We start from the raw sequence: 25,871 nt of genomic DNA on the forward strand, positions 1-25,871 counted from the left end.
ATGGACGAGTTCAGCGACCTCAAGATATCCCGGCGCGACCTGCTGATCGCGGGCGCCTTGACGGCGACCACGGCCTCGGTGCCGTCCCTGGCGGGCGCGGCGGAGGCCAGGCCGGAGCCGGTCCGGCAACCGGTGAGCGCCAAAGTGAGCCTGCAAGTGAACGGCCAGCGCCGCGAGCTCGAGCTCGACACGCGCACCACGCTGCTGGACGCCCTGCGCGAGCACCTGCACCTGGCGGGCACCAAGAAGGGCTGCGACCATGGCCAGTGCGGCGCCTGCACCGTCATCGCGGACGGGCGGCGCATCAACTCCTGCCTCAGCCTCGCGGTGATGCACGAGGGCTCGAACATCACCACCATCGAGGGCCTGGGCACGCCGGACAAGCCGCATCCCATGCAGGCGGCCTTCGTCAAGCACGACGGCTACCAGTGCGGCTACTGCACCCCGGGGCAGATCTGTTCCGCCGTCTCGGTGCTGGACGAGATCCGGCGGGGCGCGCCCAGCCACGTGACGGCCGACCTGACGGCGCGTCCCCTGCCGACGCCCGAGGAGATCCGCGAGCGCATGAGCGGCAATATCTGCCGCTGCGGCGCCTATTCGAACATCGTGGACGCGATCACCGAGGTCGCCGGGAGGACGGCATGAAGGCCTTTTCCTACCAGCGCGCGCGCACGCCCGCCGAGGCCGCGGCCGCCGCGCTGCGCACGCCGGGCGCGAAGTTCATCGCTGGCGGCACCAACCTGCTCGACCTGATGAAGCTGGAGATCGAGACGCCGGCCCACCTGATCGACGTGAACGGCCTGGCGCTGGACCAGATCGCGCCGCTGCCCAACGGCGGCCTGCGCATAGGCGCCCTGGTGCGTAATTCCGACCTCGCCGCAGACGAGCGCGTGCGGCGCGACTACGGCGTGCTGGCGCGCGCCCTGCTGGCCGGCGCCTCCATGCAGCTGCGCAACCGCGCCACGACGGCGGGCAATCTGCTGCAGCGCACGCGCTGCCCCTATTTCTACGACACCAACCAGCCCTGCAACAAGCGCGTGCCCGGCAGCGGCTGCTCGGCCGTAGGCGGTTTCAGCCGCCATCACGCGGTGGTGGGCGCCAGCGAGGCCTGCATCGCCACCCATCCCAGCGACATGGCGGTCGCCATGCGGCTGCTGGACGCGGAAATCGAGACCGTGCGGCCGGACGGCGCCGCGCGCGTCATCCCCATCGCGGACTTCCACCGGCTGCCGGGCAACACGCCCCATGTCGAGCACGCGCTGGAGCCCGGCGAGCTGGTCACCGGCGTGACGCTGCCCCCGCCCCTGGGCGGCGCGCACATCTACCGCAAGGTGCGGGACCGCTCGTCGTACGCCTTCGCCCTGGTCTCGGTGGCGGCCGTCGTGCATCCCGGCGGCGACGGCAGGGTGGCGCTGGGCGGCGTGGCCCACAAGCCGTGGCGGGTGGAGGCGGCCGAGCGGGCCATGCCCGGCGGCGCCGGGCGGGTGGCGGAGCTGCTGCTGGTGGGCGCCAAGGCCACCGCCGACAACGCGTTCAAGATCCCGCTGGTCCAGCGCACGCTGGCCTCCGTGCTGGCCGAAGCGAAGAAAGGTCAACCATGAAGTTCGCCACCCCCGCCACCACCAATCCCATCGACCAGCTCAAGGTTGTCGGGCGAACCGTCGACCGCATCGACGGCCCGCTCAAGACCACCGGCACCGCGCCCTACGCCTACGAGCAGAGGGAGGGCATACCGAATGCCGCCTACGGCCACGTGCTGGGCGCGGCCATCGCCAAGGGCCGCATCGCCTCCATCGACACCGGCGAGGCCCGGCGCGCGCCGGGCGTGCTGGCGGTGGTGACCGCCGCCAGCGCCGGCAAACTGGGCAAGGGCAAGTTCAACACCGCGCGGCTGCTGGCCGGACCGGCGGTGCAGCATTACCACCAGGCCGTGGCGCTGGTGGTGGCCGAAACCTTCGAGCAGGCGCGCGCCGCCGCGCAGCTGGTGCGCGTCAAGTACGTGAAAGAGCGGGGCGAGTACGACCTGGAACACGCCAAGGACAAGGCGGGTGTGCCCAAGGACGATCAGCCCGACTCGAAGTTCGGCGACTTCGCCAAGGGCTACGAGGCGTCGCCGGTGCGGCTGGACGCCCGCTACACCACGCCGGACCAGTCGCACGCCATGATGGAGCCGCACGCCTCGATCGCCTCCTGGGAGGGCGACAGGCTGACCGTGTGGACGGCGAACCAGATGATAGATTGGACCAAGGGCGACATGGCGAAGACGCTGGGCATCCCCAAGGACAAGGTGCGCCTCGTGTCGCCCTATGTCGGCGGCGGCTTCGGCGGCAAGCTGTTCCTGCGCGCCGAGGCGCTGCTGGCGGCCCTGGGCGCGCGGGCGGCGGGGCGGCCGGTGAAGGTGGCGCTTACGCGTCCGCTCATGTTCAACAACACCACCCACCGGCCGGCGACCATCCAGCGCATCCGCATCGGCGCCACGCGCGAGGGCAAGATCACCGCCATCGGCCACGAAAGCTGGTCCGGCGACTTGCCTGGCGGCAAGCCGGAGACGGCGGTGCAGCAAACCCGGCTGCTGTACGCGGGCGCGGACCGCATGACCCGCACCCGGCTGGCCGTGCTGGACCTGCCGGAAGGCAACGCCATGCGCGCGCCCGGCGAGGCGCCCGGGCTGATGGCGCTGGAAATCGCCATGGACGAGATGGCCGAGAAGCTGCGGATGGACCCGGTGCGCTTCCGCGTCATCAACGACACCACCAGCGACCCCGAGAAGCCGGGCCGCCGCTTTTCGCAGCGCCGCCTGGTGGACTGCCTGCGCATCGGCGCCGAGCGCTTCGGCTGGAACGCCCGCAAGGCCGAGCCGGGCCAGACGCGCGACGGGCGCTGGCTGATCGGCATGGGCGTGGCGGCCGCCTTCCGCAACAACCTGGTGATGAAGTCGGCGGCGCGCGTGCGGCTGGACCGGAGCGGCGTCGTGACCGTCGAGACCGACATGACCGACATCGGCACCGGCAGCTACACGGTGATCGCGCAAACGGCCGCCGAAATGATGGGCGTGCCGCTGGACAAGGTGGTGGTGAGGCTGGGCGACTCGGACTTCCCCGTCTCGGCCGGTTCGGGCGGGCAGTGGGGCGCCAACAGCGCCACCGCCGGCGTGTACGCGGCCTGCGTCAGGCTGCGCGAGGCGGTGGCGGCGAAACTGGGCTTGCCGGCCGACGCCGAGTTCGCCGACGGCCAGGTCCGCGGCGGCGGCCGCTCCGCGCCCCTGGCGCGGGCGGCCGAGGCGGCCGAGTTGGTGGCAGAGGACGCCATGGAATACGGCGACCTGGACAAGCAGTTCCAGCAATCGACCTTCGGCGCCCATTTCGTCGAGGCGGCGGTGGACGCCTACACCGGCGAGACGCGCGTGCGGCGCATGCTGGCCGTGTGCGCGGCCGGCCGCATCCTCAATCCCAAGTCGGCGCGCAGCCAGGTGATCGGTGCGATGACGATGGGCGTGGGCGCCGCGCTGATGGAGCACCTGGTGGTCGACAAGCGCGCCGGCTATTTCGTCAACCACGACCTGGCCGGCTACGAGGTGCCGGTGCACGCCGACATCCCGCACCAGGACGTGATCTTCCTCGACGAGACCGATCCGGTGTCCTCGCCCATGAAGGCCAAGGGGGTGGGCGAACTCGGCATCTGCGGCGTGGGGGCGGCGGTGGCCAATGCCATCTACAACGCGACCGGGGCGCGGGTGCGCGATTATCCGGTCACGCTCGACAAACTGTTGCAGAAGTTGCCCGACCTGACCGCATAAATCCAGTGGGCGAAGTTACATGAAGAATAATATAGTTGACTAACGACAATGCCATCTTTATCATGCTTTCCTCAAAGTATTGAACGATTCGAGGATACGGATGACTAAGTGGTACGGAATCACGGCTGGCATGACGGCTGTATTGGCGCTTAGCGCTTGCGGTGGTGGCAATGGCGAAGTGGCGGGCGGCGAGAGCCGTCACGCACTGGGCGGCGCGGCCCCGGCGCCCGAGCCCCTGGTCGATGCGCAGCGCCTGGCGGCGGGCCACGAACACGTGGTCGGCCTGGGCGCGGACGGCCGGGTGTATGCGTGGGGCCGCAATGACGCCGGCCAGCTGGGCACGGTTTCCGGCCGCCAGTCGGATGTGCCGGTCCTGATCGCCGGCATGAGCGGCGTCAAGGCCGTCGAGGCCGGCGCGTTCGCCACCGTCATGCTGAAGCAGGATGGCACCGTCTGGGTCTTGACCCCGCGCGGTCCGCAACTGGTTCCCGGCCTGGTCAATGTGAAAGCGATCGCCGCCGGCCAGTCGCACGTGCTGGCCCTGCAGGGCGACGGCAATGTGTGGGGCTGGGGCCGCGGCGGCAACGCGACGGGCAGCGCCACGCCCGCCGTGGTGGCCGGTCTGAGCCACGTGAAAGCCATCTCGGCGGGCCAGGACTACAGCGTCGCCCTGAAGGCGGACGGCAGCGTCTGGACCTGGGGTGTCAACCAGTTCGGCCAGCTCGGCAACGGCGGCACGGCCTACTCGGCCCAGCCGGGCGTGATCGTCGGCCTGTCCAACGTCCGGGCGGTGTCGGCCGGCGAGGTGCACGCCTTGGCGCTGAAGGACGACGGCACGGTGTGGGGCTGGGGCAACAACAGCTACGGCCAACTGGGCGGCACCATCTATTACGCCCGCAGCCCGGTCGCCGTCAAAGGCTTGCCGGTGCCGGTCGCCGGCATGAGCGGCGTCAAGTCCGTGGTCGCGGGCGCCTACAACAGCGGCGTCGTGAACTGGGACGGCGGTGTCTGGGTGTGGGGTAACAACCATTATGGCCAGTTGGGCAACGGCTCGCACCAGGTTTCCTATGCGCCGCTCAAGGTCAACGCCGTCAGCGACGCGGTGACGATGGCGATCGGCAGCGGTTTCATCTCCGTGCTGAAAGCGGACGGCGCCGTGTACTCCTTCGGCCGCAACAACTCCGGCCAGCTGGGCAACAATACCCGTGGCAACTCCAGCGTTCCAACCCAGGCCGTGGGCATAGGCGGCTTCGGCAACCTGAACCTGGGCGCGTCGGTGTCGCGTTAACAGCGACGGCGGTCTGGCGGGAGCGTTCATGGCCACACCCGCGGCGCCGCCCATGGCGGCGGCCGCGCCCCCGCGCGCCGGCGACCGCCTGGCCTGTTTTTGCCTGGGCCTGATGCTCAGCCTGCCGTTCCTGCAGCCCTTCCACACGCTGCCCCTCACGTCCTTCCACGCCGAATGGCTGGCCATGCTGCTCGGCCTGCTGTCCATGGCGCCCTTGCTGGCGCGTCCCGCCAGCGCGCCGCTGTACCTGCCCGGCATCGCCTGCGCCCCGGCGGCCTTGCTGCCGGTCGTGCTGCTGCAACTGGCGGCGGGCATGTTCGCCTACGCCGCCAGCGCCATCCTCCTGATGTTGTACCTGCTTTGGTGCATGGGCCTGATGCTCGCCGGGCGCAGCCTGGCCGCGTCCATGGGCCTGCCAGCCTTGATGGCGCGCCTGGCCTGGGCCGTGCTCGGCGGCGGCTTGGCGGGCGCCGTCTTCGGCCTGCTGCAGTACTTGCAATGGTGGCCGGTCTTCGGCGGCCTGATCAATCCACCCGCGGCGGTGGACCTGTACGGTGTGTTTGGCAATCTGGCCCAGCAGAATCATTTCGCCGACCACATCGCGCTGGCGATCGCCGCGGCCGGCTACCTGGCCCTGACCGGGCGCCTCGCTCCGCGCTGGTTGTGCGCCTGCGGCGCGCCGCTACTGGCGGCGCTGGCGCTGTCCGGCTCGCGCAGTGGCGTGCTCTACCTCTCGTGGCTGCTGCTGGCGGCCTTGGTGCTGGTGCCGCGTGCCGGCCTCGTTGACGCGCCTGGCGGTGGAGCTGGCGGAGGACCTGATGCCTGCCCGGAGGGGGGGGCGGGCGGCGAATCGCGTGGCGGATCGGATGGCTGGCCGGTTTGCGCGGATGACGGGCGGCGGGGTGCGCAGGGTGTGCGCCGCGTCTTGCGCTGGATGGCGGTGGGGCTGCTGGCGCTGTCGGTCGCGCTGGTCGTCGCGGCCCAACTGACGCCGCTTGGCGCCCAGTTGAGCCGCCTCGCGTCGCCCGAGGGCGCCCTTGGCCCGCGCCTGTACCTGTGGGGCCATGCGCTGCGCATGTTCACCGGCCACCCTTGGCTGGGTGTCGGTTTCGACGCCTTCGCCCACCAGCTCGAAACGCAGCTGACCGGGCCCGCCCCCTACGGCATCGACCAGTACGCCCACAACCTGCCGCTGCAATTGATGGCGGTGTCCGGCCTCGCCGGCCTGCTGGCCGTGCTGGCGCCGCTGGCGATGTTGGCGCGGCGGCTGTGGCGCGCCGCCTATAACCCCGAGCGTCTCTTCGCCTGGGGCGTGCTGGGCATCCTGCTGATCCACAGCATGCTGGAGCAACCGCTGTTCTATGCGCACTTCCTGGGCGTGGCCGCCTTGTTCGCCGGCGCCGCCGATCCGTCCGGCCGCGCGCTGCGCATGGGAACCTGGACCACCGCGCTGGGCGCGCTGGCGCTGACATTGCTGCTGGCCTTGCTGCTCAAGACGGCCGGCGAGTACCGCCAGGTGGAGACGCATTTCCACGGGGCCGGGCAGGGGGCCGCCGCGGACCCGGCCCAGCAGGCGGAGCAGCTGCGGTCCCTGCGCGCGCGGTCGCTGCTGGCGCCGCTGAGTGAACTGATCGCGCCGGAGCTGTTCGTGCCCGCCGACGCCCCGGCGGCCGCCAAGCGCGCGCTCAACGAGCGTCTGCTGCGCTTCGCGCCCACCGCCGACGTGGCGTTCCGCCATGCCGCCCTGTTGGCCGAGGAGGGCAGGATGGAGGCGGCGCAGGGGCAATTCCGGCGCGCCGCCTACGCCTATCCCGATTCCGCCGGCGCCTACCTGGGGCGCTTCCAGGCCATGGCCGCCACGGACCCCGCCACCTATGGCGCGCTCGCCGCGTTCGGCGAACGATTGCTCGTTGCGATAGTGCAACAGAAAAAATAGTCCGTTCGAACCCACTGTGGGACGCGGCTATACTGGAGCTACTAACAGTCCGCCCCCCACCCAAGCGCGGGCTGCTTGCCTGGCCCAATCTTTGCCGGATTATTGCGCACGTTCGTCGCTCGTGCTGCAGGAGGATCTGTGCGGCCCGCTATAGGCTTTTATCATAGTTTCAAATTCAAAATCACGCTTGTCGTCACCTCCATGGTGCTGATCGCGGCCATGGGTGTCGGCGGCGTTTCGCTGCTGATCGCCGAGGCGGCCATGCGCCTGGTGATCGCGCGCCAGGAACTGTCCCTGCTCACCAGCGCGGCGGCCTTCATCGACAACGACATCGACGGCAAGCGGCAATTGCTGAAATCGCTGACCGAGCAGATACCCGGCCGCGAGGTGACGCTGGACGAGGTGCAGGCCTGGCTCGAGGCGCACGGCGCCTTGCGCGACGCCTTCTTCGACGTGACCGCGTTCGACGTGTCCGGCACGTTGATCGCCAGCCTGCGTGACCGCCGCGCGAAAGGCACGATCAATATCGCCGACCGCCAGTATTTCCAGGACACCGTGCGCATGCGCGAGGGCCTGATTTCCACCCCCTTCAAGAGCCAGTTGTCCGGCAAGCCGGTGATCGTGATCACCCAGACGTTGGAGAACGCCAGGGGCGAGCTGATCGCCGTGCTGGTCGGCGCCATCGACCTGCAGCGGCCCTCGTTCTCGGCCCAGCTGGACGTGCTGCGCTCCAACGGCGAGGGCTACCTGTTCATCGTCGGCAGCGACCGCACCATCATCCATCATCCGAACAAGGACCTGATCCTCAAGCCCGTGGAGCGCGACGAGGATTCGGTGATGGACGCGGTGCTGAAGACGCCGGAGGGCTGGCAGGACAACCTGCTGGACGAGGGTGAGCTCAGCCTGGTCGCGCACAAGCGGCTGCGCACGGTGGACTGGACGATAGCGGTGTCCTACCCGACGCGCAGCGTGTTCGCGCCCATGGCGACCGTGCGCCTGCGCGCGCTGGCCGCCGCCTCGCTGCTGACGCTGCTGGCGGCGCTGTTCGGCTGGGCGCTGACCAAGGCGCTGCTGCGCCCGCTGGAGACGCTGCACGGCCACGTCGAGGACATCAGTTCCGGGGCCTCGGACATCAAGGTGTTCGACGTGGTTGACGAGGACGAGTTCGGTTCGCTGAGCAGGGCCTTCTTCGCCCTGTCCCAGCACCGCGCGCGCGCCGAGCAGGCGCTGCACCGGCTGGCCACCACCGACGCGCTAACGGGCATCAACAATCGCAGGATGTTCGACGAGTTCTTCCCCATCGCGCTGTCGCGCGCGTCGCGCGCGGGGCAGCAGGTGGGCCTGGCCTTCCTCGACGTGGACCATTTCAAGCGCATCAACGACGAGTACGGCCACGCGGCCGGCGACGCGGTGCTGGTGGAGTTCGCGCGCAGGCTGGAGCGCACCGTGCGCTGCACGGACACGGTGGCCCGGCTGGCGGGGGACGAGTTCGTCATCGTGTTCGAGCAACTGCCGTCGAACGCGGAAGTGAATCTGCTGGGGCGCAAGATCCTGGAGGCGATGGCGGCCCCGTTCCTGGTGGGCGGGCGCGAACTGCTGGTGACCACCAGCATCGGCATCGCGCTGACCACGAGCATGCCGGCGGCCGCCGACGACGTGATGCGCGCGGCCGACCAGGCGCTGTATGGCGTGAAGGCGGCGGGGCGCAACGGCTTCGCCGTCAATCACGCCGGCGCCGAGCGCCTGCTGCGTGTGCGGGGCTTGCCCTAGGCCACTCGGCTCAGCCCGGTCCGCCGCGCGCCTGCAATGCGCCGTCCGCCACGCGGTCGTCGGCGACCCGGCGTGCCTGCGGTTTGGTCAATACACGCAATATGGTTTCGGGCGGCACGCCGTGGGCGGCCATATGCGCCCAGGCGATCGCGCATCCATGCTTGTTGTCAATTTCGATACCACGGCGTATCACTTGCACCGTGTGGGTGTCCAAACGAGAATTCCAGGTCATGGCGGTCTCTATGCTAGCGGGCCGCAGGGATGTGGGGGCCGGGGTAATGGTCGCGCGGGGGAAGGGCGCTGGAAGGTGACGCGTGCACAATGTTACATAATTTCAGCGGCGCCGTCATTGAAGTTAACAATCAAACTTCCAAGTTGATAGGTTCGCATTTTCAGCTGTTCGACGCGATCGGCAGGATGATGCGGATGCGTCCGGGCGCGTCGGGGTCCGGGGTGGCCGAGGACAGCACGCCGCCCAGCCGGTCGCAGGCCTCGCGCGTGTCCGCCAGTTGCGGCGTGCCGTCGCCGCTCGTCGCCGCCATGGACCCGGCGGACCCGTCCGCCGGGGGCGCCACGATGCGGATATCGAGCAGTTCCCCGTCCGCCGTGACCTCCAGCTCCAGCGTGCTTCCCGGCGCGCCCTGCTGGCTGGCGTGCCCGATGGCCGCCGTCATGCCGCTGGCCAGCAGGTCGCCGCCGCGGCTGATCATGATCTCCGGCGCGCACGACACCCGCAGCGTCTGGCCGCGCGAGGCGATCAGGGGCGCGGTGTCCCGCAAGACCTGGTCGATGACGTCGCCGGCCGGCATCATGGCGGGACGCCACGCGCAAACCCTGGTCGGCTCGGCCGGCTGCTCCATCAGGTCGGAGGCGACGTCGGACATCAGCCGCACTTGGCGCTCGAGCACGTCGGCGATGCGTTCGACCGGGCCTGCCGTGGCGATGTGGTGCAGCACGTGGGTGGCGGACAGGATGGCCGACAGGGGATTGCGCAACTCGTGGGACAGCTGGCTGAGCACCTGGCGCCGGGAGGCGTCGGCGCGGACCAGCGCGTCCTCCAGCTCCCTGGAGTCGGTGATGTCGACATCGACGCAGAACACGCCCAGCACATCGCCGCCGGGCCCCAGCGCGGGCTGGGGGTAGGACAGGATCAGGCGTTTCGTGCCGTCGGGCCGTTCCACCGCCAGTTCCACGCCGTCTGCGAGGTCGGCCGTTCCCGTCGCCAGCGTGGCGGGGGTCTCGTCCGGCCCCAGCTCGCCGCCGTCGGCGCGCAGCAGCCGGTGCGCGGCCTGGAAGCGTCCGTCACCGTCGCGTTCGGGCGCCGCGCCCCACAACTGGGCGGCGGCCTCGTTGAAGCAGACGATGACGTTGTTCAGATCGCAGCAATAGGCGGGCACCGGCAGGCTGTCGATCACGCCATGGTGTTTGCACTCCAGCCAGCCCGTCCGGCTATCCGGCGTGAACATGACCAGGCCCGGCCGGTCCGGGGCGTTCATCGCGGCACCTCGCGCAGCACGGCTGGGGGATGGAATCCGGGCGAAAACAGGCCGCGCGGGGTGATGTTTTGATATGTTCGATGAGTGGACATGGCCAAACCCGCTTTGGTGAGTGTCGTTAGCACCATTGGACACGATGGCGGCGACGGCCGCCGTCGGCGCGCGCCTGACACCCGCGTAGGCCTAGCGCCCGCCAGGGCGTGGCCCCGCCCTTACAAGACGCGGCAGGCAACGTCGAAATGACAGAAAATGATTTGTCGAATGATAGAATGATTGATTAATCCGGAAAGTGCCTCTATACTGGGTCCAAGTTGTATGACGACCGATAACCACGAAAGGCAATCATGACCTCCATTCCCAGCAACGCGGCCAACGGCGCACCCGTCATTACGGAAGTCCGCGTCATCCCCGTCGCCGGCCGCGACAGCATGCTGCTCAACCTGAGCGGCGCGCACGGCCCGTATTTCACCCGCAACCTCGTGATCCTGACCGATAGCTCGGGCAACACCGGCGTGGGCGAGGTGCCGGGCGGCGAGGCGATCCGCAAGACGCTGGAGGACGCGCGTCCCTTGCTGGTGGGCCAGCCGATCGGCAATTACAACGGCCTCCTGAACAAGGTGCGCACGGCGTTCGCCGAGCGCGACGCGGGCGGACGCGGCAACCAGACCTTCGACCTGCGCATCGCCATCCACGCGGTGACGGCGCTGGAAGCGGCCCTGTTGGACCTGCTGGGCAAGTTCCTCAACGTGCCGGCCTGCGCCTTGCTGGGCAGCGGCCAGCAGCGCGAGCAGGTGGAAGTGCTGGGCTACCTGTTCTACATCGGCGATCGCGGCGTGACCGACCTGGAATACAACAGCGAGCCGGACGCCGCGGACGCGTGGAGCCGCTTGCGCCACGAAAAGGCGCTGACGCCGGAATCCGTGGTGCGCCTGGCCGAGGCCGCGTATGAGCGCTACGGCTTCAACGACTTCAAGCTGAAGGGCGGCGTGCTGCGCGGCGAGGAGGAGATCGAGGCGGTGACGGCGCTGGCCGAACGCTTCCCGAACGCGCGCATCACGCTGGACCCGAACGGCGGCTGGCTGCTCAAGGACGCCATCCGCCTGTGCCGCGACCAGCACCACGTGCTGGCCTACGCGGAAGACCCGTGCGGCGCGGAGAACGGCTACTCGGGCCGCGAGGTGATGGCCGAGTTCCGCCGCGCCACGGGCCTGCCGACCGCCACCAACATGATCGCCACCGACTGGCGCGAAATGGGCCACGCCATTCAGCTGCAGTCGGTCGACATCCCGCTGGCCGACCCGCACTTCTGGACCATGCAGGGTTCCGTGCGCGTGGCGCAGATGTGCGACGAATGGGGCCTGACCTGGGGCTCGCACTCGAACAACCACTTCGACATCTCGCTGGCCATGTTCACCCACGTGGCGGCCTCCGCGCCCGGCAAGATCACCGCCATCGACACGCACTGGATCTGGCAGGACGGCCAGCGCCTGACCAAGGCGCCGCTGCAAATCGTGGACGGCAAGATCGCCGTGCCGGCCAAGCCCGGCCTCGGCGTCGAGCTGGACATGGACGCCATCGAACAGGCGCACCAGCTGTACCGCGACAAGGGCCTGGGCGCGCGCGACGACGCCATCGCCATGCAGTACTACATTCCTGGCTGGAAGTTCGACAACAAGCGTCCCTGCTTCGTGCGCTGATGACGTGAAAATGATGCGGGGGTGGAGTGGCCGCCGCACCGTTCGAAAGTTTGATTGCGCAAGCGGCACCCGCTGATATACTCTAATTAAGTCGTATGATGACTGATGACTACTACAAAGGGAGATAAAATGAAGATCAAGCAACTGTTGTCCGGGCTGGCCGTGGGTTTGGCGATGTCCGCGAGCGTGCACGCCGCCTATCCTGAAAAGGCGATCACGGTGGTGGTGCCGTTCCCGGCGGGCGGTTCCTCCGACGCCATCGCCCGCGCGATCGGGCCGAAAATGGTCCAGCGCCTGGGCCAGCCATGGGTGGTCGACAACCGTCCCGGCGCGACCGGCGCCATCGGCGGCGGCATGGTCAAGCGCGCCGCGCCGGACGGCTACACCATCCTGGTCGCGTCCATCGGCGTGTATTCCGTCAATCCCATCCTGCAAAAGACGCTGCCGTACGATCCGTCCAAGGACTTCGATCTGCTGACGGTGGCCGTGCAGGCGCCCAACGTGCTGGTGGCCACGCCCAAGTTCCCGGCCAATAACATGGCCGAGCTGCTGGCCTATATGAAGAAGAGTCCCGGCAAGGTGACCTTCGCCAGTTCCGGCTCCGGCAGTTCGGACCACCTGACCGCGGCGCTGTTCTGGCAGAAGAGCGGCACCAGCGGGCTGCACGTGCCCTACAAGGGCGGCGGTCCCGCGATGACGGACCTGCTGGGCGGCCACGCCGACGTCTCCTTCGTCAACATCAACACGGCGCTCAGCCACATCAAGGCCGGCAAGCTGAAGGTGCTGGCGGCGACCGGCGACAAGCGCCCGGCCGTGCTGCCCAACGTGCCGACGCTGGCCGAATCCGGCATCGAAGGCGTGGACATCTATTCCTGGCAGGGCATCGCCGCGCCCAAGGGCCTGCCCAAGGACGTGAAGGACAAGCTGCACACCGCCATCGTCGCCTCCCTGAACGACCCGGAGATCAAGAACAAGCTGGTGGAGCAGGGCTTCGAGGTGGTCGCCAACACGCCGGAGCAGTTCACCAAGTTCCAGGCGCAGGAGCTGGCGCGCTGGAAGGCCGTCATCCAGGCTGGTAACATCACGGCAGACTAAGGCCGTCTTCCAGGCCGACTCCACGGCCAACTCCCAAACGCATGCCATACACGGTTCCGCCAGACGCATCCCCTCCCGCCGCCGATCCCGACCTGTCGGCATTGGCGCCGCTGCGCAATCCGGTGTACCGGATGCTGTGGGGGATCTGGTTGACCGCGAACATCTGCATGTGGATGAACGACGTGGCCGCGGCGTGGATGATGACCACGCTCTCGGCCTCGCCGCTGCTGGTGGCGCTGGTGCAAAGCGCGTCCACGCTGCCGGTGTTCATGCTCGGTCTTCCGAGCGGCGCGCTGGCCGACATCCTGGACCGGCGCCGCTACTTCCTCGTCACCCAGTTCTGGGTGGCCGGCGTGGCGCTGCTGCTGTGCGCCGCCGTGCTGCTGGATGCGATCACGCCCGGCATGCTGCTGGCGCTGACCTTCGCCAACGGCATCGGCCTGGCGATGCGCTTCCCGGTGTTCGCCGCCATCGTGCCGGAACTGGTGCCGCGCGGCCAGCTGCCCGCCGCGCTGGCGCTGAACGGCGTGGCGATGAACGCGTCCCGCATCGCCGGGCCGTTGATCGCCGGCGCGTTGATCGCGGGCGCGGGCAGCGTCTATGTGTTCGTGCTGAACGCCGCGCTGTCGCTGGCCTGCGGCGTCGTCATCATGCGTTGGCGGCGCGAGCACGTGCCCAGCCGCCTGGGGCGCGAGCGCCTGCCCAGCGCGATACGGGTGGGCGTGCAGTACGTGCGCCAGTCGGCGCGGCTGAAGGCCACGCTGCTGCGCACCGCCGTGTTCTACCTGCACTCGATCGCCGTGCTGGCGCTGCTGCCGCTGGTGGCGCGCGCCCTGCATGGCAGCGGCGCCGGCGGCTTCACGCTGCCGCTAGCCAGCATGGGCGGCGGCGCCATCGCCGGCGCCTTGCTGCTGCCGCGCCTGCGCCGCGCCGCCTCGCGCGACGCGCTGCTGGCCGGCGCCGCCATCGTGCAGTCGCTGGCCATGGCGGCGGTGGCGACCAGCCGCGAAATCTGGCTCAGCGCGCCCACCATGTTCTGCGCCGGCATGGCGTGGATCATCGCCGCCAACCTGCTGACGGTGGCGGTGCAGCTGTCCCTGCCCAACTGGGTGCGGGCGCGCGGCATGTCCGCCTTCCAGATGACGATGATGGGCGCCAGCGCTGCCGGCGCCGCCCTGTGGGGGCAGGTGGCCACCGTGTACAGCGTGCAGGCCAGCCTGCTGTGCGCCGCCGCCTCCGGCGCGGCGGCGATGCTGCTGGTCCAGTGGCTGGCGCCGGACCTGAGCGGCGAGGAGGACTTGACGCCGACGGACGCCTTCAAGGCGCCCGAGATCGGCGCCGCCGCGTCGGCCGGCCATGTGCAAATCACCGTCGACTACCGCATCGATCCCACGCGCGCCGAGGAGTTCCGCGCGCTGATGCTGGAAAGCCGGCGCCGCCGCCTCAGCCAGGGCGCGCTGGCCTGGGAACTGCTGCGCGACGCGGCCGATCCCGCGCACTACATCGAGCGCATCGTCGACGAATCCTGGACCGAGCACCTGCGCCGCTTCGACCGTGTGACGCGCGCCGACGTGTCCCTGCGCGACCGCAAGTTCGCCTATCACCTCGGGCCGAATCCGCCGCTGGTGACGCGCTGTTTCATCGAGAACCTGGACGCTTGACCGCGGGCCTCGACTTGGTGGATTGACAATTGCCGGTACAATTGAGTTTTTCATAACTCGATTCCGTCATGAATCCGATCAAAGTAGGCTTGTTGGGCGTTGGTGTGGTTGGTTCCGGAACCTTCAATGTTTTGAAGCGCAACCAGGAAGAAATCCGTGGCAGGGCCGGGCGCGGGATTGAAATCGTCATGGTTGCGGCGCGCGACGTGGCGCGCGCGAAGGCCATCGTCGGCGACGACGTGGACGTGGTCAACGACCCGCTGCTGGTGGTGAACCATCCGGACATCGAGATCGTGGTGGAAGTCATCGGCGGCTGCACCGTCGCCAAGGATCTGGTGCTGAAGGCCATCGCCAACGGCAAGCACGTGGCCACGGCCAACAAGGCCCTGCTGGCCGAGCATGGGGGCGAGATCTTCGCCGCCGCGCGCGAGCGCTCGGTCGCCGTCGCCTTCGAAGGGGCGGTCGCGGTCAGCATCCCCATCATCAAGGCGCTGCGCGAAGGGCTGTCCGGCAACCGCATCGAATGGGTGGCGGGCATCATCAACGGCACCACCAATTTCATCCTGTCCGAGATGCGCGACAAGGGACTCGCGTTCGACGTCGTGCTGAAGGAGGCGCAGCGCCTGGGCTACGCCGAATCCGATCCCACCTTCGACATCGAGGGTATCGATGCCGCGCACAAGGCCACGCTGCTGGCGGCGATCGCCTTCGGCATTCCGGTGCAGTTCGACAAGGCGCACGTGGAAGGCATCACCCGGCTGGACCAGGCCGACATCGCCAACGCCGAGCGGCTGGGCTACCGCATCAAGCTCCTTGGCATCGCCAAGCGCACCGATGCCGGCATCGAACTGCGCGTGCATCCCGCGCTGGTGCCGGCCAGGCGTTTGATCGCCAACGTGGAGGGATCCATGAACGCCGTCATGGTGAAGAGCGACGCGGCCGGGGTGACCATGTATTACGGCGCGGGCGCGGGTTCCGAACAGACCGCGTCGGCGGTGATCGCCGACCTGATCGACATCACCCGCCTGGCCACGGCGCAGCATGAACACCGCGTGCCCTACCTGGCCTTCCAGCCGCACGCGATGGCGCAAACGCCCATCCTGCCGATGGCCGAGATCCGCACCGGCTACTACCTGCGCATCCAGGTGCGCGACCAGCCGGGCGTGCTGGCCGACATCACGCGCATCCTGGCCGGCCACGGCATCTCCATCGACGGCATGCAGCAGAAGGCGCCGGCGGAGCGCGAGCGGACCGAGATCATCATGCTCACGCACCAGACGCGGGAAAAGAACATCCTGGCCGCCATCGCGGACATGGAGGCGCTGTCCACGGTGCCGGCGCCGGTGACCATGCTGCGGGTGGAGGAGCTGGCCTAGGTTTGCCGGATGGCCGGTTTTACATCCCCGGCGCTGGCACCTCGGGGATCTGGTTGCGCAGGCTCAGGTTGAGCAGGTTCCAGCCCTTGATGACGGAGATGGCATAGCCCATCTCGGCGACTTCGGTCTCGTTGAAATGCTCGCGCAACTCGGCGTAGGCCGTGTCGGTGTCGTCGCGGTGGGCCAGGGCGTTGACCGCTTCGGCCCAGCCCAGGGCGGCGCGTTCGCGGGCGCTGAAGAAGGGCGCCTCGCGCCAGCCGGCGATGGCGTTCAGGTGGCGATAGTCGGCGCCTTGCTTGACCAGGTCGCGCCAGTGCATGTCGATGCAGACGCCGCAACCGTTGATCTGCGATACGCGCAGGTTGATCAGTTCCACCAGTCGCGCGCCGAGCGAGCTTTGCTTCACGGTGGCGGACAGGTTGACCATCGCCTTCAGGCTGGCGGGAGCGAGTTGGAAGAAGGGAACGCGTGCGGTTTGGCTCATGATGTGGCTCTTTCGGTAAGTTGGGAAGGCACCCTGTGTGCCTTCCATACCGATAAGACGCCCCGGGCGAGCGGGTTGTGACAGTTTTTTTGAAAATAATCTCAGAAGGATCTGGTTTGAGTGTTTCAGCTTGCCAAGGTGGTCGCGATTTGCGACCACCTTGGCATTCTCCTCTGCCGTGAGGATGAACAGGTCAAACCGGCAGCGCGCTGGTGGTGACGGACGCCTCGTTGATCTCCTCGGCGACGATCGCCGTGGCTTCATCGTTGGCGCCCATCAACTGCACCATGGCGCGCTGCTGGACCTCGGCGGCGTTTTGCGCCAGCGCGGACATGCACGACTGCGGCGCATCCATCCAGGCGCGCGCCAGATGGTCCTGGATGATGCGCATGGAACTGGTCCACAATTCCTGCGATGCCTGCTGCATGGACTGGTGGTAGACCGAACCGATCCGGGCCCACATGTCGGCGATCGGCTGGCCCGCGCCCCAGTTGTACGTGACTACGGAAGGAGTTGGAAAGAAGGCTGGATACATGATGGTTCCCCAAGAGAAGACTTCGGTGGTGGGCGCTAGGTCGTGCTTGTGCATCGCACAACAAAAGTATAGTTGAGCCACCGAGCGGGGGGCGCCCGCGAGCCGTTTAGTAGCTGAGCGGCGTCAATACAATGCCTTGAGATTCAGGCTGATCCGGCGCGGCGCGCCTTGCATGAAGTAATCGAAGCCGAAGCCTGCCAGGCTCAGCGCGTACACGTCGTAGTGTCGGTCCAGCAGGTTGCTGACATTGGCGGTCACCGTGTAGCGTCCGCTGCTGTCGCTGACGGCGGCGCGCGCGTTCAGCAGGCCGTAGCCCGCCTGCCTGATGCGCTCGTAGCCGGGCCGGTCGTTGTAGGCGCTGTACCATTGGCGGCCCTGGGCGCTGCCGGCGAGGCTGAGTTCGACCAGTCCGCCGGACCTTGTGCGGGTGCGGTAATCGATGGCCGCGTTGAACTTGGCCTTGGGCGCGGAGATCAGCTCGTTGCCGCTGAGCCGGTCGGCGCCCAGCTCCAGTTCCGTGTATTCGGTGTCCATCAGGTTCAGGCCGGCCGCGAAGCGCCAGGCGTCGCTGGGGCGCCAGGTCAGCTCCGTCTCCAGGCCGTGGATGCGCGCCGCGCCGGCGTTCAGCAGCATGGTGGAGGCGCCCACCACGTTGATGAACTGCTGGTTGCGGTAGCGGTAGGCGTAGGCCGCCGCGTTCAGGCGCAGCTTGCGCTGCAGCCATTCCGATTTGAAGCCCACCTCCAGCCCGCGTATGGTCTCCGGCTTGGTATAGCCTTTGCTGACCACGGTGTCTGGCGAATAAAACAACCCTGGGTTAAACGTGCCGCTGCGAAAGCCATTGCTCGCGTGGGCGTACAGCATGGCGTTGTCGTTGAGCTGGTAGTCCATGCCCAGCTTGCCGGACCAGTTGTGCTCGCGCTCGGCGCGCAGCGGGCCGGAGGCGGTGGTGTAGGGGCCCACGAGGTAGCGGCCGCCCATGCCGGGCGGCAGGAAGGCCGCTTCGATACCCGTCGTGTTGCCGGGCACCCAGCTGCCCACCGGCACGCCCGCGGCGGTGCGCTGAGAGACGTTGATGTAGTCCAGGTGATTGTTGTCCACCGTGTAGCGCAGCCCCAGGTCGGCCGCCAGCTTGTCCGTGAGCTGGTAGCGGCCTTGCGCGTAGGCGGCGCGGCTTTCCTCGCCCTTGTTCATGCTGTGGCTGACCACGCCGTAGCGGTTGAGCAGCGCGGCCAGCGCCGGGTCGAGCGCCTGCACCAGCGGCAGCGGCGTGTCGAAGAAGCGGTAGGTGTTGGCCATGGCCTTGCGTTCGCGTCCGTAATAGACGCCCGCGATCAGGCTGAAAGGCCCGCCCCAGTTGGATTCCATGCGCAGGTCCTGCGAGACGGCGCGTCCGTCGAAGCCCCAGTCCGGTTCGATCAGCGACTGCGGGCTGCCGTCGCCGTCGGCCTCCAGGCGGTAGCGCGTGTCGTACCAGGAACTGAGGGCGATCACGTTGAAGGCACCGGCGGCGTACTTGAAGCGCGCGCTGGCCATGTCCAGGTCCACCAGCGCCTTGCCCACGTGGTTGGCCTCCGTTTCCAGGTAGCCCATGCCGGGCGGGCGCGTGTAGCCGGCGAGGTTCAGCTTGCCGGCGCCGGGGATGGCGTGGATGCCTTCCATGCGCGGCGGATTGGTCAGCGGCGCGCTGTGGCTGTGGGTGAACTTGAACAGGGCGTCCAGCTTGTCGCCCAGCCGGGCGGTGAGGCTCACGCGCATGGCGAGACGGTCGGTCTGCGCCATCGTGGGGCCGATGCGGTTCTTGATGTAGCCGTCGTCGCGTTCATGGTCGAGCGCCGCGCGGATGGCCAGCGTGCCGGGCAGCAGGGCGGTTTCGCCCGCGAGGAACACGCGGCGCGCGCCGTAGTCGCCCACGCCCAGCCGCGCTTCTCCGCTGGCCGGCGCATCCACCGCCGCGCTGCGCGACAGCACGTTGATGGCGCCGCCGGTGGTGTTCTTGCCGTACAGCGTGCCTTGCGGCCCCTTCAGCACCTCCACCCGCTCCAGGTCGAAAAAGCCCAGGCCGTGGGTGGTGATGGCGCCCATATAGGTTTCGTCGAGGTAGACGCCGATCGGGCTGGCCTCGGTGCTGTTGAAGTCGGACATCGACACGCCGCGCAGCGAGAACACCATCTGCACGCCGTTGGACACGCTGACCTGCAGCCCGGGCACTTGCTGGTCCAGCTCCACCGTGCCGTTGATGCCGCCGCGTTCCAGTTCGCGCGCGCCCAGCGCGCTGATCGACATCGGCACCCGCTGCACCGGTTCGGCGCGCCGCTGCGCGGTCACTTCCACCACTTCCATCGGCATTTCGGCGCCCGGCGCGGCGGCGGCGGAGAGGACGCCAGCCATGGCCAGGACAGAGTGTGGGATGCGGCCGCGCTTTGACATGATGCTTGTCCAATCTTGAGGAAACGACCTCACGAGTGTACAAGGCAATTCTCCACAAATGTAACAAAGAAATGCGCTTTTGCTTCAAAAACGACGAATCCGGGCGCCTTCTCCGCTCAACGCATGCCAAGAGCGCGGTTTGTCCAAGGCAGAACGCGGCTATGCAAGCCGGCTGAACACCTCTTGCACCGCCAGCCCGCCGCCGGCGATCAGCACGCCGAAGTAGATCATGGTGGCGACATTGCCCACATAGCCCAGCAGCACGCACACGCCGTCCCGCTGCAACAGGCCGATGGCCATGAACAACAGGGCCAGCGCGGGGAAGGTGTTGCTGAACGGGATGAAGCCGAACGGCACCATCAGCAGGATGGCGCCGAGGATGAGGGCGGCGTTGTTGAGTCGTTCCATCGGTCCGTCCGCCACCAGCCACTGGATGCGGTTGGGGCGGCTCACCCGTTCTATTTTGTGCAGCCAGGACAAGGCCTTGCGCAGCACCGGGCGCAGCTTCTTGGTGCCGATGGTCTTGTGCTTGAGGCGGGCCGGTATCCACAGTTCGCGGCCGAACAGGCGGCTGACCGCGATCAGCAGGATGGCCGCGCCGAAGACGGTGCTCACGCCGGGGATGGAAACGGGGATGATGAAGACCAGTGTCAGCAGGGCGGTCAACATCAGCAAGCCATCGCCGCCGACCTTGTGTATCAGCTCGCTGAGCGTGACGCCGGTGGGTGGCAGCGAGCGTATCAGTGCGTGTAGTTTCCTGCTTATCGGTTCACTCTGCATTCGTATCCTTTTGATTCTGGTTGTGGTCGGTCGAGCTCTTTTTACCGGCGCGGCCATGGCGCAGCATGGACAGGATCACCAGCGCGAACAGCGCGCTCAGCACGGCGGTCGCCTCGCGCCCCATGCCCGCCGCCACGCCGACCGCGGCCGTCAGCCATACGCCGGCCGCGGTCGTCAGGCCGGTGATCTGGTTTTCGTTCTCCAGCTTGAGGATGGCGCCGGCGCCGATGAAGCCGATGCCGGCCGTCACCCCCTGCAGCACGCGCGACAGGTCGGAGACCGCCATGCCGGCCTGCAGGGGGATCAGCACGAACAGCGCCGAGCCGAGCGAGACCAGCATATGGGTGCGCAGCCCGGCCGAGGCGCCGACCGATTCGCGCTCATAGCCCAGCAGCGCCCCGAGCGCGACCGCCACCGTCAGGCGGATGCAGACGCGGGTGATGTCCGAGACATCGCCCAGGTCCGAGAATTCCTGTTCGACGGTTGCCCATATTTGCCTCCACACGACGAGCCTCCGGTAGATCGCTTCAACGGCCGAATTGTAGAGCAGTATGGGGTTTGGGTCCGCCACGGAGGTTGGCTATCGTGCAAGGACCACGAATCGAGGTCGATTGACGCGACGCCTTTGAGGGTATATATTCCTATTTGGTTATATAACTAAATGGCTACAATGCGATCCGATACTCTCGACCGTGCATTCTCGGCGCTTGCCGACCCCACCCGCCGCGCGATCGTCGCTCGGTTGGCGCTGGGGGAGGCAACGGTGACCGAATTGGCGGAGCCGTTCGAGCTATCCCAGCCTGCGATCTCCAAGCACCTGAAAGTGCTGGAAAACGCCGGGCTGATCTCCCGAGGCCGGTCGGCGCAGACGCGGCCGTGCAGGCTGGAGGCGGCCAGGCTGCGGGAGGTCTCGCAATGGCTGGACACTTACCGCGGCATGTGGGAGCAGAGCTTCGACCGGCTCGACGCGTTCCTGCGACCCCCATCTTCTGAAGGAAGGACTGAAAAATGAGCAATGAGACAGCATTCGTCATTACCCGCCAATACAAGCAGCCACTGGCCGTGGTGTGGGCGGCGTGGAGCGAAGCGGAGCGGCTGAAGCAGTGGTGGGGGCCGGCCGGCTGCGCGGTGGAGGTGCGCCGTTTCGAGTTCCAGCCGGGCGGCTTCTTCCATTACGGGATGAAATTCGACGGCGCTCCCATGATGTGGGGCCGCTTCAATTACCGCGAGATCGTGCCCCGGCAACGCCTGGTGTGGCTGAACTCGTTCGCCAACGAGCGCGGCGGTATCGCCCGCGCGCCGTTCAGCAAGTCCTGCCCGCTGGAAATCGAGAATAGCGTGACGTTCGCCGAGCGCGATGGTGTCACCACCGTCACGCTGCGCGCCGAACCCTTCGGCGAACTGGACACGGAGCGCGTGTATTTCGACGAATTGCGTCCGTCGCTGGACGTGGGCTACGGCGGCACCTTCGATCAGCTCGCCGCTTATCTGCAAACGTAGACGCCATCAGCGCGTCGCTGACGCGGCGGCCGGCTCGGGCACATGGTCGAACTCGATCAGCGTGTCGTCCGGCCATGTCTTGTCCGCCAGCCTGACCTTCAATGTGCTGGCGGTCTTGTCGAACCGTTGGGTCATCCGCCGGCCGCCGGCGCCGAACGTGACGCTATTGAAGGGGAGCGGCGCCCTGACGGCGTACTTGACTGCCTGGCGGGGATCGCACCAGTCCATTCCTCCCAGCGCGCTGAGGCCGGCGGATTTAAGGAAGCCCAACTGCTTCTTGGCGATCGCCATCGTCACCTGGCATTCCAGCCGCAGGTCGCCTATGCGCACCGCATTGGCTGGCAGGCCAGGCGTCCTCACGACCGCCTGTGGCAGGCAATCACAGTTGAATTCGCCACGGCCGCGGTTGAGTTTCAGGACGGCCTCGCCGGGATCGTCAACCATGCCGCGGCCCAGCGCAAACTGGCTCTCCGCGTCGAGTGGGATATCGACGGCGGCGTGTTCGCCCGCCAATTGCAATGCCAGGCCGCCAAGCCCGCGCGGATTGCGGATTCTGAAGCGCAGCGTCGCGGACGGAGCCAGGCCGCGCTCCGTGTCGAACGCATCCAGTCCCGCCAGCAGTGTCCGGTAGGGCCAGGTCACCGGATCCTTGATGGCCTGTATGGTGACCACCGGCAGCTCTTCCACCGGATTCCCTGCCGCCTCCTGCGCGGAGGCCTGCAAAGCCAGCAGCTGCCAGCACAGCACGCTTGCGCTTAGTCTTCTCATGTGAATTGTATTAATGGCAATGCCGGCTAGTGTGCCTGACGCCAATCGGCGCGAGTGGTCAACTTGGTGATTGTTAGGCTGAGCCGTATTGGTCGAACCGCCATCACAGTTCGCGTCGGTTTTTGCCAATGTGTACTGGGACTGTACTGGAATGGTCGGTTAGCATGGGTGCTCTTGCTTAAGGAGCCGCTATGCTGAACACACCCATGGACCTGTTGCTGCCGCTGGCGCCGTTGATGACGTTCGCCTTCGTGTCGTCGATCACGCCCGGCCCCAACAACATCATGCTCGCCTCTTCCGGAATCTGGTTCGGCTTCCGCCGCTCGATCCCGCACATGCTGGGCATTACCATTGGTTTCGGCGTGCTGCTGGCGATTTGCGCCAGCGGAATCGGCGCGCTGGTGATGGCGGTGCCGGCGCTGCAGACGGCATTGAAGACGGGCGGTTCCGCCTACCTGCTGTACTTGGCCTGGCAAATGCGCGGCATGCGCTTCGACCGCGAGGTGGAGCAGGCGCACAAGCCCATGGGCTTCATGGCGGCCGCCTTTTTCCAGTTCGCCAATCCCAAGGCCTGGATCATGGCCATCACCGGCGGCGCGGCCTTCCTGCCGCCGTACGCCCCGGTGTCGCTGGCGATCGGCGTCTACTGCCTGGTGTTCTGCGCGGTCAACCTGCCATGCATCTCGGTGTGGGTCGGCGCCGGCGCGCTGCTGCGCCGCTTCCTGGCCAATCCCTTATGGCAGAAGGTGTTCTGCGGCGTCATGGTCGTGCTGACCGTATATTCGGCGCTGGCCGTCTGGCTGTAAGGCCCGCCGCGACCTTAGCGACTGCAGCCACAGCAGCCCGGCCGCGATGGCGCAGGCGATCCACACCGACCACAAGGTGTGCGTGAGGAAGTGGGCGCCGCGCATCTGCTGCAGCCAGCCCACCGCGGCGCCGAACGCCACGCTCGCGCCGCTGGCCGCCAGCGCCGTGCGCGGCCGGTGCGGCAGCCAGAACACGCCCACGCCCACCAGCCACAGCGCGGTCGAGGCGTGGCCGCCCGGCAGGCATTTGCCCGCCTCCACCCAGGCCGGGACGTGTTCCAGCAGCCGGTAGTACTGCTGGCTGCCGCCAAAGCGTTCCAGGTCCCATGGACAGTGCGATTTGCTGGCCTGCTTGAGCAGCGAGGTGGCGGTGGGGATCAGCATCGCGCACGCGGCCAGCAAACGCAGGCGCAGGCGCCACCATGGCCGCGGGTAGCGCTTGCGCAGCAGCTGTTCGCCGGCGCATAGCAGGATGGCGATCGCGGCCAGCGCGGTCAGGGCCGACTTCAGCAAACCATGCCCAAACTGTTCCGTCAACCACGCGTGACGCCACGGGAAGGTGTGCGCGCGCGCGTCGTACATGGCGTTGGCGAGGCGCAGATCGAGGTCGGTGTACGCGCCTATCCAGAGGATCAGCAAGGCGGACGCCGTCAGCGCCGCGAGCATGGGGACGCCGGCTCGCGGCGGGAGCAAGGCGGGTGTTGCGTTATGGGGCATGCGGAGTCCGGAGATTCAAGTGTCGTGGCTGCAGGCGTGGAACAGGTCCAGGCCGGGGTTGTAGACGGCGGTGCTCACGTCGAGCAGACCTAGCACGGAGTGGAACACGTTGTCGTGCGAGAAGGACTGGCTGGCGCGTGCCGCCACGCAGCGCGTGTCCACCTTGAAGCGGTCCGCGAAACGCTCGGAGAACCACAGCATGAATGGCACGCGGCGCTGCTCGGGCGGCGAGATGAAATAGGGCGCGCCGTGCAGGTACATATTCTTCTCGCCCAGCGATTCGCCGTGGTCGGAGAAGTAGATCATGGAGGTGTCGATATCCTCGTCCTCGCTGCTTTGCTTCAGCAGCTTGATGGTCTTGTCCAGCAGGTAGTCGGTGTACAGGATGGTGTTGTCGTAGGCGGCGACGATGGACTCCTGCGTGCACTTTTCCAGGTCGTTGGTGCGGCAGACCGGTCCGAAACGCAGGAATTCGGCCGGATAGCGTTTCCAGTAGGCGGGTCCGTGGCTGCCTTTCTGGTGCAGCACCACCACCAGGTCCTTGCTGGACTCGTGGATGATCGCGGGCAGGTTTTCCAGCAGGCGCTCGTCGTAGCATTCCTCGCTGTTGCAGAGGGGATTGCCGGCCACCGGCTCGGACAGGTCCTCGTAGTCGACGCGCGCGCACACGCCCTTGCAGCCGGAGTTGTTGTCGCGCCACAGCACGCTGAAGCCGGCGTGGTTCAGCACATCGAGCAGCCCTTCCTGGCCGGCCCCCTTGGCGTCCGAGTATTCCTCGCGGCCGAAGTCGGAGAACACGCAGGGCACGGAGACGGCGGTGGACGTGCCGCAGGACGAGACGTTGCTGAAGTTGATGAGGCCGGGCTGGCGCGACAGTAGCGGATTGGTCTCGCGCGGGTATTTGTTGAGCGAGAAGTTCATCGCGCGGGCGGTTTCGCCGACCACGATGACGGTCACCGTGCGGCGGCGCTGGCCGGCCCAGGACGTGCCCTTGACGGCGTCCGTGCCGAGCGGCGCCACGGCCTGCGGCTTGGCCCATTTCTGCCGCACGTAGCCGTTGACGGCCTGGATGTAGTTGGTGGGAGTGAGCAGGAAGCGCAGTTCGCGGTGTTCGCGCACGGCCGGCGCGTAGCTCTTGAAGAACAGCAGCAGGATGGCCACCGCCAGCGCCAGCGAGCCGGCGAGGATGGCGCCGCTGACGGCCAGGTGGCGCCGGGCGGGCGCGTACTCGAGGCGCGTGCGCAGCAGCAGCAGCGACGGCAGCACGCCCAGCACGGCCATGGTGAACATCATCCGCCAGTTCAGCAGCTCGCCGGCCTCGCGCACGTCCGTCTCGACCACGTTCTGCACCATGGCCTTGTCGATCTGCACGCCGTACTGGTTCATGAAGTAGCTGACGGCCGCCGTGGCGACGAACAGCGCGATGATGACGGGCTTGGCGATGGGCTTGAAATTGACCAGGCTAAGGCAGGCCGTGAAGGCGAACACCAGCATCAGGAAGGTGGCGGCCAGCAGCGGCAGCGTGCCGGCGGACGTGCCGCCCACGGCGAGCGCGAAGCGGCTCCAGAAGCTGTGGTTGAAGGCGGCCACCAGGAACAGGGACGCCAGGAAGGGCAGGTAGTACGCGCGCAGGCGGGGGGCGGGGAGGTGGTTCACGGCTATTCTGGCTCGGCGTGCAAATGCAGGAGCATGCAAAATAGCAATACGGGGATGAACTGCGCGTCAAATGGGCGTTA

General features: G+C 67.6%; 23 protein-coding genes. 13 read left to right on the plus strand and 10 right to left on the minus strand.

Annotated elements, in window-relative coordinates:
- The 6 genes from paoA to BM436_RS16170 all read left to right on the plus strand — a co-directional run bounded on the left by paoA (position 1) and on the right by BM436_RS16170 (position 8,790).
- Positions 1-645 carry an aldehyde dehydrogenase iron-sulfur subunit PaoA gene (gene paoA / locus BM436_RS16145; protein WP_093556562.1) on the plus strand — a complete coding sequence of 215 codons (645 nt, stop codon included), beginning with the start codon at positions 1-3 and terminating at the stop codon, positions 643-645.
- Complete coding sequence (locus BM436_RS16150; RefSeq protein ID WP_093556563.1) at positions 642-1,601, plus strand: FAD binding domain-containing protein; 960 nt, start codon at positions 642-644, stop codon at positions 1,599-1,601. The genes paoA and BM436_RS16150 overlap by 4 nt, the downstream gene beginning before the upstream one ends.
- The gene (gene paoC, locus BM436_RS16155; RefSeq protein ID WP_093556564.1) at positions 1,598-3,796 is read left to right on the plus strand and encodes an aldehyde oxidoreductase molybdenum-binding subunit PaoC; all 2,199 of its coding nucleotides are present in this window, start codon (positions 1,598-1,600) and stop codon (positions 3,794-3,796) included. Before BM436_RS16150 ends, paoC begins: the two co-directional genes overlap by 4 nt.
- A 130-nt stretch (positions 3,797-3,926) precedes the next feature.
- Complete coding sequence (locus BM436_RS16160; protein WP_177307255.1) at positions 3,927-5,084, plus strand: RCC1 domain-containing protein; 1,158 nt, start codon at positions 3,927-3,929, stop codon at positions 5,082-5,084.
- A gap of 28 nt (positions 5,085-5,112) precedes the next feature.
- On the plus strand, positions 5,113-7,020 hold the full coding sequence (locus BM436_RS16165; RefSeq protein ID WP_143133165.1) for a PglL family O-oligosaccharyltransferase: 1,908 nt from the start codon (positions 5,113-5,115) through the stop codon (positions 7,018-7,020).
- A 201-nt stretch (positions 7,021-7,221) separates the two neighbouring features.
- Entirely contained in the window at positions 7,222-8,790 is a 1,569-nt protein-coding gene (locus BM436_RS16170; protein ID WP_229490351.1) for a sensor domain-containing diguanylate cyclase, read from the plus strand.
- A 10-nt stretch (positions 8,791-8,800) separates the two neighbouring features.
- Here BM436_RS16170 and BM436_RS16175 read toward each other — a convergent pair whose 3' ends face one another.
- Both BM436_RS16175 and BM436_RS16180 read right to left on the minus strand, forming a co-directional pair.
- Complete coding sequence (locus BM436_RS16175) at positions 8,801-9,022, minus strand: hypothetical protein (RefSeq protein ID WP_143133167.1); 222 nt, start codon at positions 9,020-9,022, stop codon at positions 8,801-8,803.
- A gap of 160 nt (positions 9,023-9,182) precedes the next feature.
- On the minus strand, positions 9,183-10,286 hold the full coding sequence (locus BM436_RS16180; protein WP_093556569.1) for a histidine kinase dimerization/phospho-acceptor domain-containing protein: 1,104 nt from the start codon (positions 10,284-10,286) through the stop codon (positions 9,183-9,185).
- Between the two features lie 344 nt (positions 10,287-10,630).
- Between BM436_RS16180 and gudD the strand changes: the two genes are divergently transcribed.
- From gudD to BM436_RS16200, 4 genes are all read left to right on the plus strand, one after another.
- A complete protein-coding gene (gene gudD / locus BM436_RS16185; protein ID WP_093556570.1) occupies positions 10,631-11,983 on the plus strand; it encodes a glucarate dehydratase in 1,353 nt (450 codons plus the stop codon).
- A 129-nt stretch (positions 11,984-12,112) separates the two neighbouring features.
- Positions 12,113-13,078, plus strand: coding sequence for a Bug family tripartite tricarboxylate transporter substrate binding protein (locus BM436_RS16190; protein ID WP_093556571.1), 966 nt, complete (start codon positions 12,113-12,115; stop codon positions 13,076-13,078).
- Positions 13,079-13,119: 41 nt separating this feature from the next.
- A complete protein-coding gene (locus tag BM436_RS16195; RefSeq protein ID WP_093556572.1) occupies positions 13,120-14,739 on the plus strand; it encodes an MFS transporter in 1,620 nt (539 codons plus the stop codon).
- Between the two features lie 68 nt (positions 14,740-14,807).
- Complete coding sequence (locus tag BM436_RS16200; RefSeq protein ID WP_093556573.1) at positions 14,808-16,115, plus strand: homoserine dehydrogenase; 1,308 nt, start codon at positions 14,808-14,810, stop codon at positions 16,113-16,115.
- Positions 16,116-16,134: 19 nt separating this feature from the next.
- Here BM436_RS16200 and BM436_RS16205 read toward each other — a convergent pair whose 3' ends face one another.
- The 5 genes from BM436_RS16205 to BM436_RS16225 all read right to left on the minus strand — a co-directional run bounded on the left by BM436_RS16205 (position 16,135) and on the right by BM436_RS16225 (position 20,849).
- Complete coding sequence (locus tag BM436_RS16205; protein WP_093556574.1) at positions 16,135-16,599, minus strand: carboxymuconolactone decarboxylase family protein; 465 nt, start codon at positions 16,597-16,599, stop codon at positions 16,135-16,137.
- Positions 16,600-16,792: 193 nt separating this feature from the next.
- Positions 16,793-17,134: a hypothetical protein gene (locus BM436_RS16210; protein WP_143133169.1), complete on the minus strand. Its 342-nt coding sequence runs from the start codon at positions 17,132-17,134 to the stop codon at positions 16,793-16,795.
- A 123-nt stretch (positions 17,135-17,257) separates the two neighbouring features.
- Complete coding sequence (locus BM436_RS16215) at positions 17,258-19,525, minus strand: TonB-dependent receptor (protein WP_177307257.1); 2,268 nt, start codon at positions 19,523-19,525, stop codon at positions 17,258-17,260.
- Between the two features lie 198 nt (positions 19,526-19,723).
- Positions 19,724-20,344 (minus strand): exopolysaccharide biosynthesis protein, encoded by a 621-nt coding sequence (locus BM436_RS16220; protein ID WP_093556577.1) that lies wholly within the window; start codon positions 20,342-20,344, stop codon positions 19,724-19,726.
- A complete protein-coding gene (locus tag BM436_RS16225; RefSeq protein ID WP_093556578.1) occupies positions 20,334-20,849 on the minus strand; it encodes an MgtC/SapB family protein in 516 nt (171 codons plus the stop codon). Before BM436_RS16225 ends, BM436_RS16220 begins: the two co-directional genes overlap by 11 nt.
- 165 nt (positions 20,850-21,014) lie before the next feature.
- On the opposite strand from BM436_RS16225, the gene BM436_RS16230 reads away from it, so the two are divergent.
- Complete coding sequence (locus BM436_RS16230; RefSeq protein ID WP_093556639.1) at positions 21,015-21,356, plus strand: ArsR/SmtB family transcription factor; 342 nt, start codon at positions 21,015-21,017, stop codon at positions 21,354-21,356.
- Positions 21,353-21,844 carry an SRPBCC family protein gene (locus BM436_RS16235; RefSeq protein ID WP_093556579.1) on the plus strand — a complete coding sequence of 164 codons (492 nt, stop codon included), beginning with the start codon at positions 21,353-21,355 and terminating at the stop codon, positions 21,842-21,844. Before BM436_RS16230 ends, BM436_RS16235 begins: the two co-directional genes overlap by 4 nt.
- A 6-nt stretch (positions 21,845-21,850) precedes the next feature.
- Here BM436_RS16235 and BM436_RS16240 read toward each other — a convergent pair whose 3' ends face one another.
- Positions 21,851-22,612, minus strand: coding sequence for a hypothetical protein (locus tag BM436_RS16240; protein WP_143133170.1), 762 nt, complete (start codon positions 22,610-22,612; stop codon positions 21,851-21,853).
- A gap of 191 nt (positions 22,613-22,803) precedes the next feature.
- On the opposite strand from BM436_RS16240, the gene BM436_RS16245 reads away from it, so the two are divergent.
- Positions 22,804-23,418 carry a LysE family translocator gene (locus tag BM436_RS16245; protein WP_229490353.1) on the plus strand — a complete coding sequence of 205 codons (615 nt, stop codon included), beginning with the start codon at positions 22,804-22,806 and terminating at the stop codon, positions 23,416-23,418.
- Here BM436_RS16245 and BM436_RS16250 read toward each other — a convergent pair.
- Complete coding sequence (locus BM436_RS16250) at positions 23,347-24,084, minus strand: phosphatase PAP2 family protein (protein ID WP_229490355.1); 738 nt, start codon at positions 24,082-24,084, stop codon at positions 23,347-23,349. The two genes, BM436_RS16245 and BM436_RS16250, sit on opposite strands and share 72 nt — an antisense overlap.
- Before the next feature lie 66 nt (positions 24,085-24,150).
- Complete coding sequence (locus tag BM436_RS16255) at positions 24,151-25,791, minus strand: phosphoethanolamine transferase (protein ID WP_229490357.1); 1,641 nt, start codon at positions 25,789-25,791, stop codon at positions 24,151-24,153.
- Positions 25,792-25,871: the final 80 nt, after the last annotated feature.

This window comes from Pseudoduganella namucuonensis, assembly GCF_900116645.1.
Taxonomy (GTDB): domain Bacteria; phylum Pseudomonadota; class Gammaproteobacteria; order Burkholderiales; family Burkholderiaceae_D; genus Rugamonas; species Rugamonas namucuonensis.